This window comes from Chryseobacterium vietnamense (assembly GCF_031454475.1).
Classification (GTDB): domain Bacteria; phylum Bacteroidota; class Bacteroidia; order Flavobacteriales; family Weeksellaceae; genus Chryseobacterium; species Chryseobacterium vietnamense.
Map to the genome: position 1 here is coordinate 180,625 of NZ_JAVDQX010000001.1, position 15,348 is coordinate 195,972.

The following is a 15,348-nucleotide window of genomic DNA, read 5'->3' on the forward strand; positions in this document are numbered from 1 at the left end:
CTTCATTCAAATAGATTTGGATCTTAACTTCCTTATGTTTTGGGCAATATCAAACGACATAAGAAACTGCAGCGTTAAGAAAATGAATTCTGTGAACGTTAAAAAAACTCTACTGTCTGAGTGCGGAACAAAATATGATTCTAAACATAGATTGTTTCCGCACGAGTTTAGAGTTTTTAGAGAACAGATTTCATTTTTAGCGGAAGTTTCTAAGTCTTGAATTTTTGGTTCTTTTGTTTCAAGACAAAAGAATATTAATTTTAAACCATTAAGAATGATAAAGTTTTTAAGAATAGTGAAGGGAAATATCTTTCGATATTTATTAAGCAAGGCGCTTCATTCAAATGAATTTGAATCTTAACTTTCCTTACAATCTAAATTCCTCTTAATGGTTCAGTTTTTTTATTTTATCTTTCAAGCGAAAAATTAGAAATCACTTTCGGACGTTCTGTTTCATTAGCCACTTTCCAGGATGTTCTGTACATCCATTCCGTCATTTTATACAGCTTTTTATAATTGATATTTTCAGATTCATCCTGTGGGGTATGGTACTGATCATGCAGTACACTGGTGAAAAATATTGCAGGAATACCAATTTTAGCATACGGAAGATGATCACTTCTGAAATAGAAATACTCAGCGTGGCTTGGAGAGTCCCAATCTTTCAGATATTTGAATTTTGTACTTTCATTATTGGCATCTTCAGCCATTTTTACAAGCTCTTCAGAATTTTTATGCGGTGCATTTCCTCCTAATAAAGCGGCTTCATTATTATCATTTCTCCCGATCATATCACCATTCAGAACGGCTACAATTTTTTCTTTTGGGACAACAGGGTGGGCAGCATGCCATCTCGAACCCAGCAAACCTCTTTCTTCAGCACCGTGGAACACAAAAAGAATGCTTCTTTTTCCGGGCTGTTTTTTGTAAGCTCTTGCCATCGCCAGCATCGCAACACAGGTACTTGCATTATCATCAGCACCATTATAGATGGTATCATTCTTTACAGGATGTCGGATTCCGTCATGATCCTGGTGTCCGCTTAGCAAAACATATTCACTTTTAAGAACAGGATCTGTACCTTCTATTTTCCCGATGATATTCACTGACGGATATTTGTAAGTTTCAGTGATCAGGTTCAGAGAAGCTTTGGGATTATTTTTTACCCAGCCTGCATTTTCTCTTTTGATCCATAAAACAGGAATATTATTCGTGATTTTTTCTCTTAATCCTTCTACGCCATAACTTCCTCTTGTCATTTGAGGCAGCACTTCTACCCAGCTTTGCTCGGAGGTATCATCGGTGATGAAAATAATGGCTTTCGCTCCCAGTTCAGCAGCTTTATTGTAATATTTATTTCTTACGAATCCGGGATATCTTCTTACGAAAAGGGTCATATCCTTAGAAATATTTTTGTCAGATGCGTTTATGGCAAGAACTTTTCCTTTGATATTCAATTTCGCAAGATCTTCAGGCTCTGCATTTCCGGCATATACTATTTCAGCATCTACAGAAGCATTTACAGGTTCAGCAACCAGAAAATCCTTCCATAATTTCAAACTGTTATCTCCAATTTTCAGGCTGCTTTGAGGAATCACCTGATGTCTGTACATATCAAAAAACTGGAAAAATGTTCCGTTATCTCCGGCAGGTTTCATTCCGGCTTCTTTGGCTTTATCGGCAAGCCACATGGAAACTTTCAGTTCATCCAGAGTTCCGGCTTCTCGTCCCCAGAACTGATCTGCAGCAAGCTGATACATATCGGTACGGAGATCTGCTTCTTTGATGGCAGAAACCAGAGGTTTTTTATAATTCTGAGCATTTCCAATAGTAAAAAGGAAAAGGCTTAACAGAGAAAAAATGTAATTTTTATTCATAACAGTGTTTAATTAAATTCAGCTAATTTTTCTGAAAACTGTTTTGAAAACTCTTTTCTGTCTTCTTCCAGTTTTTCCCTGGTGGAAGGTAGAATATAATTAAAAAGGATCTTGTCTTCGTTGTCTAAAAAGATAATTTCCTTTTCATTTCCATCGATCATCTGTGAGAAAATTTCCCACATCGGAGTGTCTTTTAATTTTAATAATTCAAAAAACTGTTCTGCTTTTATTTCGATTTTCTGCATGTTCTTTTTTATATATTATTGTTGAATATTTCTGAATTCTTATTCAAAAATAAAGATTTTGTATTTTCCGGACGATTAAAACTCCAGAAACTTCAGTTTAAACTGGATGGCAAAATTTTCTCTGAAGTGTGGTGTCGCATAATAACCCACTCTGTAAAATACACCGAGATTGAAATAGCTGGAAAGGAAATTATTCCATTCCACGCCGACTTCCTGATACAGGTGATCCAGTTTTCTGAATTTAAACTGATGGTATTCCGGATGTTTCATATCTCCGATAGTTCCTCTTAAGACAAAATCAAAGCTGGAAACATTGTGTCCGAAACTTTTTAAATACCAGGGAAGTTTGTGTGTGAAGTAATAGGCTACGAATCTGTCATTATAGTATTTTCCTCCCTCCAGTGTTGCAAATCCAAGGTACGATGTAAGGTTAAAATTAAAATCTTTACCTGGAGAAGCCAGTCCGTTCATCGTAAAATTTTTCCAGATCGGCGCTCCACCCAGGACAAGACCTCCATACAATCTGAAACCTGTAGTCCCGATTGGTGTTTTGAAATTATGAACAAACAAGGCGTCAAAGCGGGAATAATTAAAATCTCCCTGCAGGATTTTGTAACTCTGCTCATAATTAAAATAGAGTTCAGGGTATTTCTGATCAATCAGAGATTTTCCCTGTGGAGTCATGATATTGGTAGAATTCGGGGAATATTTTAAGGTGAAAAGAGTATTGAAATTGCGGTATGAAGTACCTCTGTCCCTGAACTGATAGTCAAATTCTGCTTCTTCTGTATTTCTTCTTACAGCAAGAGCAACGGTAAGCCCGTTAGTGACATCGTTGAGGTAAGATAATGACATTCCTTTAAAGTGAAAATAACGGTCGTTATTCAGATTATTCCCGAAGTTCATCATTCTCATCTTGAAATTCCAAAGCTTTCGGTTGAATTCTCCTGAGGCTGTTACATCATCATACACCTCAAATCTGAAAAAGGAGTTCTTTTCCAGAGTGGTTTTCATGTCAAGCCCCATTCCATACTTCCATTTTCTGTCTTTTACTCCGTAAGCAAAGTAGTAATCCGGTGAAAAGTAAGGGTTGAAATTTTCATTCAGCTTGGCTTTTAAACCTAATCTAAAACCTTCGTAAGAGTTATAGTTAACAATTTCATCTACGGCAAAATCCACAGAACCTACTCGGATCTGTCCGTTCAGTAATCCTGATAAAATCTGTGCTTTGCTGTCAATTTTATATTTTTTTCCTAAACTGTCGATCGTTTTATAGGTATTTTGTTCCCTCTCGGTAAGCGGATCCGTTCTATATTGGTCCAGCGAATGGCCGTCAATATTTTTTACAGAAAAAGTATAGCCTTTGAAATCTTTTGGATCTTCTTCAATGGGGGCTTCAAAATCAAAATATTTTGAGGTAAGAAAAGCGTAGGTTCCAAAGCTTTTTTTGTCTTTTTTATCATCAGCATGCACTTTGTCATCCATAGCCATTTTACCCATTTTAAGCTTGGCTTTTTCGTGGGCAAGAAACCATTTGTTGTTATAAAACACCCAGGTACTGGTGATAATTCCTTCGTTTTTGTTTTTACTGAAATTTTCAATTTTTTTGACTCCATAAGTTTCAGTATCTACATAGATTGCACCATTATACTTTCGTTTTCTGTCCGGTTTTTTGTAGTTCACCTCACGGAAACGGATCACAAAGTTTTTTCTTCCGTCAAGGGTAATGGTATCCGAAAGGAAAAATCGGTACAGTCCTCTGTTTTCCGGTTTCAACTGCTCGGGAACAACATCCCTGTTGCTTTGCTGAAGGGCAATCATTTCGTAGATTGGCTGTTTCAGACCCGAAATCCTGTTGTCCAGAATATTGATTTTCTCCCCATATTTTTTGGAATATAAAAACTCCTGAGCCCTTTCCCAAAGGAAGAGTTTGCTTTTTGAAAATATTTTTCTTGCGTTAATATTATTCAGGGAGTCTTTTTCTCTTTTTTTCTTGAAAATGTTTAAATCACTAAAATACTGGTTAAACTGGGAAAGGCTGTCTTCATCAATGTCCAGAGAAATTTTTTCGTAAGATTTATAAGAATAAGAACCTAAGCTTTTCGGGGAATTTTCTTTGTAGAGTTTATTAACTTTTCTAAGAATTTCCAGAGCTCTGGGATCACTTTTATCTTCAATAACAATGGCTTCAATGTTGGTTGTCTTAGATATTTTTTTTAGTAAGGAAACCTCCATACTGCTTTCCACAGTAATGGTTTCTTTCTGATAAGAATCTGCATCAATATCAATGTTTTTACATCCTGTTTTAAACTCCAGAATACCTTGTTCATTGGTATATCCGATAACTGCATGGTCACAGGATATCTTTGCTTTAAAGACAGGTTTTTGACTGGCGTCATCCACAACCTTAATTTTTGTTTGTGAATACCCCAAAAAGCAGATCATAAAAAATAATAACAGTAACCCCCTTTTCATGTAAAAAAACTACGTCAAAAATAATGATATTTATTATTGTAGAAAAGTTTTTAACAGAGTATAACATTGATTTAATCTAATGTTTTTATGGACTTTTCAAGGGCAAGGTCAAATGAAGAATTGCACCAGATAGTCTTTGTGTATTTTACCGGAATTTCCAAATAAAAAACTTCTTAGCGGTTAAGCTTCAGGAGTTTTAATTTGAATGTTTCGAAAAATTGGTGTTTTGTAGTTAGGCATTCTATTCAGTAAAAAATGCAATCATTTCATGGCTGAGTGTAATGTCTTTGCGAACGAAAATATTTATGACGGGTATGTTTTTTTGTGATCATTAGGATTTAATGATTAAAAACGAAAACAGGCTGTCTCAAAATGAAACAGCCTGTTCTAAAATTTATAATAGGTATTCTATTTTTAAATATTTAAAGCTTTTTGGTAAGCATTTTCCAACCCTTCAAGGTTTTTACCACCTGCCGTTGCAAAGCCTGGGTTTCCACCGCCACCACCTTGGATTTCTTTTGCTAGATCCTTTACAATAGCACCAGCCTGATAGTCTGCAGCAAGATCATCAGAAACTCCAACGGTAATCATTGGTTTTCCATCTGCATCAGAAAGGATAATTGTAACTGAAGCCGGGATTTCTCTCTTCAACTGGAATACGATGTCTTTTACAGAACCTGCATCCAGCGACGTTTTCTTTACTAAAAGCTGCTTGTTGCCTTTCTGCTCATAAGCATTCTTCCATTCTCCGATTTCTCCTTTTGCTTTTTCCTTTTTAAGAGCATCTACTTCAGCCTTTAATGAAGTATTTTCTTCGATCAGTTTTTCGATAGATCTTACCACATCTTTAGACTTTAATAATTGAGAAAGTTCAATGATCTGTTTTTCAAGATTGTTGAAATATTCTTCAGATTTATCTCCTGAAATCGCTTCAATCCTTCTGATTCCCGCAGCAGCAGAACCTTCAGAAGTGATCTTGAAATGACCGATTTCGCTGGTGTTTTTTACGTGAGTTCCTCCGCAAAGTTCTTTTGAACTTCCAAACTGGATCATTCTCACATTGTCACCATATTTTTCACCAAATAAAGCCATTGCCCCTTTCTCCAGAGCTTCCTGGATCGGAATGTTTCTGAATTCCTGTAAAGCAATACTTTCTTTGATCTTTTTATTTACTTTTTCTTCAATTAATGCCAGTTCTTCCTCAGTCATTTTGTTGAAATGAGAGAAGTCGAAACGCAGATAATCAGGACCTACATAAGAACCTTTCTGTTCTACGTGAGTTCCTAAAACATCTCTTAAAGCCTCGTGCAGAAGGTGAGTCACCGAGTGGTTGGCCTGAGAATTTTTTCTCTCTGAAGCGTTTACTTTAGCATAGAAAACAGCGCCTGCATCTTTAGGAAGACCGTTGATTAGTGAAATAATCAATCCGTTTTCTTTTTTAGTTTCCAGTACTTCGAAGCTCTCAACTGCATTTTCAAGAACACCTTTGTCACCAACCTGTCCACCTCCTTCAGGATAGAACGGAGAACTGCTTAATACCACCTGGTAAAATTCTCCGTCTTTGTTTTCTACCTTTCTGTATCTTGTAATATAGGTTTCGGATTCAATCTGATCGTATCCTACAAAGTTTTCATCTCTTTCCTCTAAAGTAACCCAGTCGTAAACTTTCTGGGCAGAATCAGCTTTTGAACGAAGTTTCTGCTTCTCCATTTCAGCTTTGAATCCTGCTTCATCAATCGTTAACCCTTTTTCTTCAGCAATAATCCTTGTCAAATCATCTGGGAAACCATAGGTATCATACAATTCAAAAACTTCTTCGCTTGGTAATACTTGCTGGTTATTGGCAATAGTCTGCTGGATCAGTTTTTCTACTCTGATCAAACCGTTTTCAATGGTTTTTAAGAATGAATCTTCTTCACTTTTGATCACTTCAGCAACCAGTTTTCCTTGTTTTTCAAGTTCAGGAAAGAATGCTCCCATTTGTTCCTGAAGTACAGCAACCAGCTTGTAAAGGAAAGGCTCTTTCATATCCAGGAATCGGTAAGAATAAGAAATTCCTCTTCTTAAAATTCTTCTGATTACATAACCTGCTCCTCCGTTTGAAGGTAACTGTCCGTCTGCAATAGCAAACGAAACCGCTCTGATGTGGTCTACCACAACACGGATAGCAATATCTTTTTCGTCTTCTAAAATTCCGGTGTATTTTTTACCTGAAAGTTCTTCAACTTTAGCAATAAGTGGAGTGAAAACATCGGTATCATAGTTGGAAGACTTTCCTTGAAGCGCCATACAAAGACGTTCAAAGCCCATTCCCGTATCTACGTGCTGAGCAGGAAGTTTCTCTAAAGATTTATCAGCTTTTCTGTTGAACTCCATGAAAACCAGGTTCCATACTTCTACAACTTGTGGGTGGTCATTATTGACCAGTTCAAGTCCTGAAACTTTTGCTTTTTCTTCCGGTGTTCTTAAGTCAACATGGATTTCCGAACACGGTCCGCACGGTCCGCTTTCACCCATTTCCCAGAAGTTATCTTTTTTATTTCCGTTGATGATTCTGTCTTCTGAAATGTGAGATTTCCAGAAATCATAAGCATCCTGGTCTCTGTCCAGATTTTCTGAAGCATCACCTTCAAAAATCGTTACATATAAATTTTCTTTTGGAATTCCGTATACTTCAGTCAGTAATTCCCAGGCAAAAGCAATAGCCTCTTTTTTGAAGTAATCCCCGAAAGACCAGTTTCCTAACATTTCAAACATGGTATGGTGGTAAGTATCTCTACCTACATCATCCAGGTCATTGTGCTTCCCTGAAACTCTCAGACACTTTTGTGTATCGGCAATTCTAGGGGCGGTAGGGGTTTTGTAGCCAAGGAAAAAATCCTTGAACTGCGTCATTCCGGAGTTGGAAAACATTAGGGTAGGGTCGTCTTTCAGCACAATAGGAGCTGAAGGAACAATAAGGTGCCCTTTACTTTTAAAATAGTCTAAAAATTTTTGACGTATTTCTTGTGATGTCATAGTATTGCTTTTGCTTTTTTAAATATCAAATTTTTGATAAGATGCAAATTTAAGATTTTTAAGCGATTTGTAATAATTTTATGCTATGTTTTGAATGGTGCCGGATTTGGGTAATGGATGTGTCGTAAACCTTGTAGGTTTTCAAAACCTATAAGGTTTGAGATGGTTATAATTAATAATAATCTATCTGGTTTTGCAATTTCCGTTTAACTTACTACCTTCGTTGTAATTTGAAATAAGACAAAAATCCTTCAATGACAAAAGATGAAGAGCTGAAAAGCTGGATAGAACAGTATTCAGGTCCGCTTTTGAAGCGGGCGCTGTATGTACTTTCCAATAAAGAGGATGCACAGGATGTGGTTCAGGAAGTTTTTCTTGCTGCCTATACGGGTTATGATTCCTTTGAAGGAAAAAGCCAGCCTCTGACATGGCTGATGTCTGTTCTGAACAGGAAAGTGGCAGATTTCTACCGGAAAAAATACAAATCGGAACCCAATATCAGATTGGATCATTTTTTTGACGAAACAGGATCATGGAAAAATAATGATGTTTTGAATGACTGGAACATTTCAGGGGAAGGAGATGAACTTTTAGACAGTACGGATTTTAATAAAATATTGGAAGAATGCATTGAGGAATTGCCCTCCAAATGGAAGATTCTGCTGAAAATGTATTATATAGAAGAAAAAAAAGCACCGGAAGTAAGTCAGGAATTGAATGTTTCTACGACTAATCTATGGAAGATTTTGCAGAGAAGCCGGATGCAGCTCAGAGAATGTCTTGAGTTTAACTGGTTTTCAAAATCATAAGGATCATGATACGAAGAATACTACATATATTATTTTTACCATGCAGTGAAGCTACTTTACTGATGGAAAAAAGGAATGCCCAATCTATTTCTGCCAAAGAAAACAGGATGCTGAGCATGCACCTGATGATCTGTAAATGGTGCAGAATGTACAATGAAAAGCTGGCACTTCTGGATAAAGCGTTTAAAAAGACTTTTTCTGAAAAAGAAACTGAAATTAATGATTCTGAAATTCAGGACTTTAAAAATAAAATGATCGATAAATTAAATTTCTGAGAAAATTTTTGTCAGGATTGTAAAATTGCTCCGACTATACTTTTGAAAACGATAAAGTATTAACTAAAATCTTAAAATATGGTCGGAACAGTACAGGAATCAAAAAATCAATTAACCCGAACCGGGTATTATATCTCCCTTTTCGGAGCAGCTCTTATTTTGCTGTGGATTGGCATCTTCAAATTTACCCCTACAGAAGCGGCCGCAATAAAACCCTTGGTGGAAAACCATTTCTTAACTTTTTTCGTATATAAGATTATGAGTGTCCAGGCAGTGTCAAATCTTATCGGAACGATAGAAATTATCATTGCATTACTCCTCATATTTAGTGCGAAATTTGCTGTATTGAAAAACTATGCAGGGATAGGAATGATCGTAACTTTTCTGGTAACATTAAACTATTTATTGACAACACCGGGAATGTGGAAAATAGTGGACGGAGTGCCTGTGACAGATTTCTTTATTCTGAAAGACCTTATGTTTTTAGGATTTGGATTAATGATCATTCAAAATAATAAGTAATGAATAAAAAAGTAAAAATGAAGAATATATTAATTGTACTCGGAATCATTCTGGGTATAGCAGTATTTGCTGCTGAATCAGGGCTTTTCAAGAAAACGAGGTCCAATGTAGTGGAAATAAAAAAAGAAAATGAGGAAATTATGGATAACAAAAACGTTAGAGAGATTTATTTTGCAGGTGGATGTTTCTGGGGAACAGAACATTTTTTTCAACAGATTCGTGGAGTTGTAGGAACAGAAGTAGGATATGCCAACGGAAATACCCAAAACCCTACTTATGAAGAGGTGGTAAGTCATACAACAGGTTTCGCAGAAACCGTAAAAGTAAAATATGATCCTGAACAGGTAGGTTTGAAACTGTTGATAGATTTATATTTTAAAACTATTGATCCTACAAGTAAAGATCAGCAGGGAAATGACAGAGGAAATCAATACAGAACCGGAATCTATTTCACCAATAAAACAGATGAAGCTTTGGTAAAAGATGAAGTTCAGAAGCTTGCAAAGAATTATAATAAACCAGTGGTCGTAGAAACGATTCCATTGAAAAATTTCTATAAAGCAGAAGATTATCATCAGGATTATCTGGATAAAAATCCAGGCGGTTACTGTCATATTGAACCGGGACTTTTTGAAATGGCTAAAAAAGCCAATCCACTACCAAAATCGACTTATCAGAAACAGGATAAAAAAGTTTTAAAAGAAAAACTGACCGCAGAACAATATAATGTTACCCAGGAAAATGGCACGGAAAGACCTTTCCAAAATGAATACTGGAATGAAACCCGTGAAGGAATTTATGTAGATATTACAACAGGAGAGCCATTGTTTATCTCTACCGATAAATTTGAATCCGGGTGTGGATGGCCAAGTTTCTCAAAACCTATTACCAAAGGTTTGATTGATGAAAAGCTGGATCGTTCCATTGGTATGGATAGAGTGGAAGTAAGAAGTAAAACGGGGGATGCCCACTTGGGACACGTCTTCACAGACGGACCGCAGGATAAAGGAGGACTTCGTTACTGTATCAACAGTGCTTCTCTGAAATTTATTCCAAAAGCTGAAATGGAAACAAAAGGATACGGAAAATATCTTCCGTTGTTAGATAAAAAGTAATATGAAAGAAGGCTGCCATCTGGCAGCCTTTTTATTTTGAATTAATAGTGAAATTAAATTCTACCAATCTCTTTTTCTCAGAATCCAATATGATCCGAAGATGAAAACAGCACACCATAACAGACAGGCAATAAGACTTTCCGTAGGGTAGTGGAATTCATATTTTAAGCCCATCATTTTAGCCATATTTAATCTCATCATCGGGTTAGGAATCAGGCTGGACATACTTTCCAGCGGTAAAAGATGAGAGATAAAAAAGTCATTCTGAAGAACCTCGTTTCTTTGAGGCCCCTGCATTCCTTTTACTTTTGAATACGTTTCAAGAGCTGTTAAAATTCCTTCGCCAATCCAGAATACGAAAAGAGCAAGAAATACAAAAACAGATTTTCTCAGTAAAATAGAAAGGAACATTAAGAAGCAAAAGAACGTAAATAGCTTCACGAAGTAATTTCCAATGAAGAATATCTCAGCAAAAACCTTTGCAGATTCCGTTGTATTTGAGTATTGATATCCGAGGAAAATAGTAATCCCGAATACAATTGCGGTAGAAACAATAGTGAAAATACTTATCGTCAGCAATTTTGAAGTGATGAACTCTTTTCTGCTCAGTCCGTCGATCGTATTCTGCTTGAACATTCTGTTACTGAATTCCTGAGAAATAGAGAAAACAATGATAAGCCCCAGGAAAATTTTCAATAAGGCAACAATCCATGTGGTGAAATTCCAGATTTCCGGGAAATTATAAATCCCCTGTTCCTTTAAGTTGATTGTTCCTCCAAAAACATCAAAGTCAACCAATCCAATGAAAAGCAAAGCAATAAGAATGGCAAAATATAATATCGTAAAAACTTTGAACGGCTTATAGTTCAGGTTTTTGTAGTATTCAAGTTTTAATAATTTTATCATGATTAATTGGTGTTTTTTACAAGTTCAAGGAATTGAGATTCAAGAGATAGTTTTTTCCTGGTCAAATGGGAAAGATAGATTCCTTTCTCTGCCAGTTTCTGATTCATTGCTGAAGCTGAAATGGAAGCGTCATCACGGATCTGAGCTTTGATGAGATCACCTTCCTGATTGATGGATGAGAACCACTGAAGCTCGTTCAGTGCATGTAACAACAGGGTGTTGTTATCTGCCTTCAGTTCAAAATATCCGTTGTTGGAAGTCATCTCATCCACTCTTCCGCAGTAAATGGAATTTCCTTCCTTCAAAACAATGACATGGCTGCAGATCTTTTCAATTTCATCCAGAAGGTGGCTGGCAATAATGATGGTGATTCCCTGCTTGGCAATATCGCTGATAATTTCCCTGATCTGAATGATTCCCTCAGGATCCAGTCCATTGGTCGGCTCATCCAATATCATCACTTCAGGGTTGTTCAACATCGCAGAAGCAATGGCAAGACGCTGTTTCATTCCCAGAGAGAATGTTTTGAAAGTATCTTTTCTCCTTTCATACAGATTAACAGTCTTCAGAACTTCATCAATTCTTGAATAGGGTGCATTTTTAATTTCTGCGACAATTTTAAGATTGGTTTCCGCACTGAGGTAAGGATAAAAGTTAGGCTGTTCGATAATCGCTCCTATTTTTTTTAATGTTTCCGGATCAGTTCCCTTCTTCCCAAACCAAAACCAGTCTCCACTGGTAGGATTGATGGTTGAAAGCAACATTCCGAAAGTTGTAGACTTTCCGCTTCCGTTCGGACCTAAAAGGCCATAAACATTTCCTCTTTCGACATCAAAAGAAATATTGTTGACCACAACTCTCTTGAATTTTTTTGTCAAATTTTTTACTGATAAAATCTTTTCCATGTAATTTGTTTTACATAGTAGTAGTCTATATAAATTAGAGAATGTTACAGAATTATCATAAATCAATATTAATTTATGGACAAATACATTAAATTTGATAGAATTAATCAACAGTTATGAAGCTAATTGAACTGGCAGAAGAATTAAATGTCTCTGCAGAAGCCATCAAACAGTTTATTCAGGATTTTGATCTTGAACTGGTAGACTGTGTCAGTACGAATTTTGAGGTAAAAGAAGATTTTGAAAAGTTTGCCCGCGAAAACGTAGATTTTTTAAGGCTATATGAAAAAGATCTTGATAAAAATAAAACTCTGGAGCAGATTGCTGAAGTCATTAAGCAGCCAAAAGACAAGGTTGAAAAAGTAATTAAAGACAATAATCTTAATATTTTCGATAATGGCTTTTTCAAATCTTCCATATCAAGCTATGGAATTGATAATAAACTGGGAGGGAATTACCAGTTTGTGTATGATTATTTCGGACACAAAACCAGCCTGCAGCAAAGAGACTTTATAGGATACAGAGACCTGTTCTTTTATACATCCGCTGTTCTGGAACCCTTCCTGAATCCACAGCAGATTAAAGACTGGGGAATCAACAAGCCTGCAGGAATTATCCTCTACGGACCTCCCGGAAGCGGAAAGATTTTCTGGGCCAACAAAATTGCTGAAATTATCGGATATCAGTTTAAAGAAGTCAAAAAACATTATCTGGGAACTTCGCTGATTGACGGCAATGAGATCAATTTCAGTGATTTCCTGCTGAGTATGATGAAGGAAAACAAAATGCTGCTTTTTATGGATGATTTCGATGAGATTATGATGCAGAGAAGAGCAGAAAATGATGTCGCTTCCTGTAACCTTGAGGTTCAGGAACTGATTCTTCACTACATTGGAAAATTTGAAAAAGAAGGTATCCTGATGGTAGGTTCTGCCAATTCTGTTTCAGAAATTGACGAAGAGATTCTTGCTCCCGGAAGATTCGATGTGATGATTCCGATCTTTCCCCCCAATGCTTCCGAGCGTTCGGAAATCATTCTTTATGCCATGACCAGAGGATTGGAAGAAGATTCTTTACTCTATAAAATACTTAAAAATAACAAGGCAGATAAAGTTCCTTTCTGGCACGAAATATCTTCCAAAATGAAAGCATTCAGCAACACAATGCTGATAGATTTTACCCAAAGTTTAAAGAAAAGAATTAAAAACCTTTACCAAAAAACCAGAAACGAAAAGCTTAAAATTGATCAGAAACTTTTAGACAGCGCATTAAGGGATGCCGGATCAAAACTTACTGAAGAATATCTTGATCAGGTAGCCCGATTTCTTGCGGATGCCATTATCAATAATTTTGATGACTTTCAGTTCAGAATTCAGGCGTTGAAAAATGAACTGGAAACCTACAGAGTTGTTGAGGAACCACAAAGAGCAATAGGATTCCAACATAATGATGATGATAAAGATAAAGGGTAGAACGAAAGGGATTTTAAGTTTAAGGTTCAAAGTTTAAAGCTTAAAGCTTAAGGGTTTAAAAAAATCATTTATTACCTATTACTCATTACTCATTACTCATGAACAGCATCTGGGAACTGGATACTTTTTACAGAAAGCGAAACATCATTATTATTGGTGCCGGATTTTCGGGACTATGGACCGCTATATCTGTCAAAGAAAAATATCCTGAAAAATCTGTTCTCATTATTGAACGGAACCCGGTTCCTTTGGGTGCTTCCACCAGAAATGCCGGCTTTGCCTGTTTCGGAAGCCTTACCGAAGTTATTGCAGATTCTGAGAAAATGGGTTGGGAAAAAACACTGGAGCTTGTTACAATGAGATATGACGGGCTTCAGAAAATCCGGCAGTATTTTAAAAAGGATGAAATTGATTTTAACCTCAACGGAGGCTATGAAATTGTAAATAATGAAGAACCTTTATCCCGGATTGAAGCTGTCAATGAAATGCTGAAAACAATAACCGGGCTGGATCAGACGTACACTTTAAAACAGAATAAAATACAGGAATTCGGACTTGGAAAATCTGAATTCCTGATTGAAAATCCCTGTGAAGGAAGTCTGCATTCAGGAAAATTATTACAAAAGCTTTTAGAAAAGTGTCATGAACTCAAAATCGAATTTTTATTTGGTACGGAAGTTCAGCATATTGAAGAAGCAGATGACGTTGAGGTTCATCTTTCAACGAACCTTTCTGTAACAGCAGACCAGCTCATCTATTGCACCAATGCATTCACTTCAAAGTTTCTGAAAAAGGAAAATATCGTTCCTGCCCGCGGACAGGTTCTCCTGACTGAGCCGATAGAGGGATTGAAGCTTAACGGAACCTTTCATTATGACGAAGGTTACTATTATTTCAGAAATGTCGGAAACCGCATATTGCTAGGCGGCGGGCGAAATCAGGATTTTAAAACCGAAGAAACCACTGCTTTTGAAACCACAGAATTTCTACAGAATCACTTGGAAAACTTTTTAAGAGAGGTCATCCTTCCTTATAAAGACTTTAAAATTGCCCTTCGTTGGTCAGGAATAATGGCTATGGGCGAAGAAAAGTCACCTATTGTGAAGCAGGTTTCAAAGAGACAGTTTTGTGCCGTAAGACTTTCTGGAATGGGAGTTGCTCTGGCTCCGAAGATAGGGGAAATGGTGGCAGAAATGATATAACTATAACGTTGATAAACATGAAATACTTGCCCTTTGAACGTATTACTTACAAAACAAACTTGTCTGAACAGGAAGTTTTAACAAGACTTTCCGGTTTTGTAGAGCCTAAAAAATTCGGTTTAGGGAGAAATTATATAAAAGAATATGAAGGATCTATCCATAATAATAGCTTTGAAATAAGTAAAGTTATTCAGTACAGAAACTCTTTCCTTCCTCAGATAAACGGTAGAATTCAAAATGAAAATAATGGAGCACAAATACAGGTGACCATGTCCCTACATGCATTTGTCTTCTTTTTTTTAATAGTCTGGTGTTCATTTGCCGTGATTTTCTTCATAGGCGTTTCCATAAGAGCTATAAGAGAAAAAGAAATATCGGTAGAGCTTTTTCTTCCTTTAGGTATGCTTTTGTTTGTCTACGCTTTAACTATGATAGGGTTCAAATCGGAAAGCAAACAAGCAAAAGAATATCTTAGAAGAAGTTTTGACGCTGAAATCGTAAAGGAATAGTTTCTCCTAAATCAGATT

The 15,348-nt window shown here is 36.4% G+C and carries 13 protein-coding genes; 7 read left to right on the forward strand and 6 right to left on the reverse strand.

Annotation, left to right across the window (positions count from 1 at the left end; translation table 11 throughout):
* Nucleotides 1-407 precede the first annotated feature (407 nt).
* The 4 genes from J2786_RS00825 to alaS form a co-directional block, all read right to left on the reverse strand.
* Nucleotides 408-1,877 carry a M20/M25/M40 family metallo-hydrolase gene (locus J2786_RS00825; protein WP_047432552.1) on the reverse strand — a complete coding sequence of 490 codons (1,470 nt, stop codon included), beginning with the start codon at nucleotides 1,875-1,877 and terminating at the stop codon, nucleotides 408-410.
* Nucleotides 1,878-1,885: 8 nt separating this feature from the next.
* Nucleotides 1,886-2,122: a hypothetical protein gene (locus J2786_RS00830; protein ID WP_047432550.1), complete on the reverse strand. Its 237-nt coding sequence runs from the start codon at nucleotides 2,120-2,122 to the stop codon at nucleotides 1,886-1,888.
* Nucleotides 2,123-2,197: 75 nt separating this feature from the next.
* Nucleotides 2,198-4,525: a hypothetical protein gene (locus tag J2786_RS00835; RefSeq protein WP_310023624.1), complete on the reverse strand. Its 2,328-nt coding sequence runs from the start codon at nucleotides 4,523-4,525 to the stop codon at nucleotides 2,198-2,200.
* Between the two features lie 486 nt (nucleotides 4,526-5,011).
* Complete coding sequence (alaS, locus tag J2786_RS00840) at nucleotides 5,012-7,615, reverse strand: alanine--tRNA ligase (RefSeq protein WP_047432547.1); 2,604 nt, start codon at nucleotides 7,613-7,615, stop codon at nucleotides 5,012-5,014.
* 254 nt (nucleotides 7,616-7,869) lie between these two features.
* Here alaS and J2786_RS00845 point away from each other — a divergent pair, with 254 nt between their 5' ends.
* From J2786_RS00845 to msrB, 4 genes are all read left to right on the forward strand, one after another.
* Nucleotides 7,870-8,424, forward strand: a complete 555-nt coding sequence (locus J2786_RS00845; protein WP_047432545.1) for a sigma-70 family RNA polymerase sigma factor — start codon at nucleotides 7,870-7,872, stop codon at nucleotides 8,422-8,424.
* 5 nt (nucleotides 8,425-8,429) lie between these two features.
* On the forward strand, nucleotides 8,430-8,699 hold the full coding sequence (locus J2786_RS00850; protein ID WP_047432542.1) for a hypothetical protein: 270 nt from the start codon (nucleotides 8,430-8,432) through the stop codon (nucleotides 8,697-8,699).
* Between the two features lie 78 nt (nucleotides 8,700-8,777).
* Nucleotides 8,778-9,221, forward strand: coding sequence for a DUF417 family protein (locus J2786_RS00855; RefSeq protein WP_310023626.1), 444 nt, complete (start codon nucleotides 8,778-8,780; stop codon nucleotides 9,219-9,221).
* A gap of 17 nt (nucleotides 9,222-9,238) precedes the next feature.
* The gene (gene msrB, locus J2786_RS00860; RefSeq protein ID WP_047433363.1) at nucleotides 9,239-10,336 is read left to right on the forward strand and encodes a peptide-methionine (R)-S-oxide reductase MsrB; all 1,098 of its coding nucleotides are present in this window, start codon (nucleotides 9,239-9,241) and stop codon (nucleotides 10,334-10,336) included.
* A gap of 60 nt (nucleotides 10,337-10,396) precedes the next feature.
* On the opposite strand, the gene J2786_RS00865 is transcribed toward msrB, so the two are convergent.
* Both J2786_RS00865 and J2786_RS00870 read right to left on the reverse strand, forming a co-directional pair.
* Nucleotides 10,397-11,242, reverse strand: coding sequence for an ABC transporter permease (locus J2786_RS00865; protein WP_047432538.1), 846 nt, complete (start codon nucleotides 11,240-11,242; stop codon nucleotides 10,397-10,399).
* A 2-nt stretch (nucleotides 11,243-11,244) separates the two neighbouring features.
* Nucleotides 11,245-12,147 (reverse strand): ABC transporter ATP-binding protein, encoded by a 903-nt coding sequence (locus J2786_RS00870; RefSeq protein ID WP_047432535.1) that lies wholly within the window; start codon nucleotides 12,145-12,147, stop codon nucleotides 11,245-11,247.
* Between the two features lie 116 nt (nucleotides 12,148-12,263).
* On the opposite strand from J2786_RS00870, the gene J2786_RS00875 reads away from it, so the two are divergent.
* From J2786_RS00875 to J2786_RS00885, 3 genes are all read left to right on the forward strand, one after another.
* The gene (locus J2786_RS00875; protein ID WP_047432532.1) at nucleotides 12,264-13,619 is read left to right on the forward strand and encodes an AAA family ATPase; all 1,356 of its coding nucleotides are present in this window, start codon (nucleotides 12,264-12,266) and stop codon (nucleotides 13,617-13,619) included.
* Nucleotides 13,620-13,717: 98 nt separating this feature from the next.
* Nucleotides 13,718-14,821, forward strand: a complete 1,104-nt coding sequence (locus J2786_RS00880) for an NAD(P)/FAD-dependent oxidoreductase (RefSeq protein WP_047432529.1) — start codon at nucleotides 13,718-13,720, stop codon at nucleotides 14,819-14,821.
* A gap of 17 nt (nucleotides 14,822-14,838) precedes the next feature.
* Nucleotides 14,839-15,330, forward strand: a complete 492-nt coding sequence (locus J2786_RS00885) for a hypothetical protein (RefSeq protein ID WP_156121466.1) — start codon at nucleotides 14,839-14,841, stop codon at nucleotides 15,328-15,330.
* Nucleotides 15,331-15,348 lie beyond the last annotated feature (18 nt).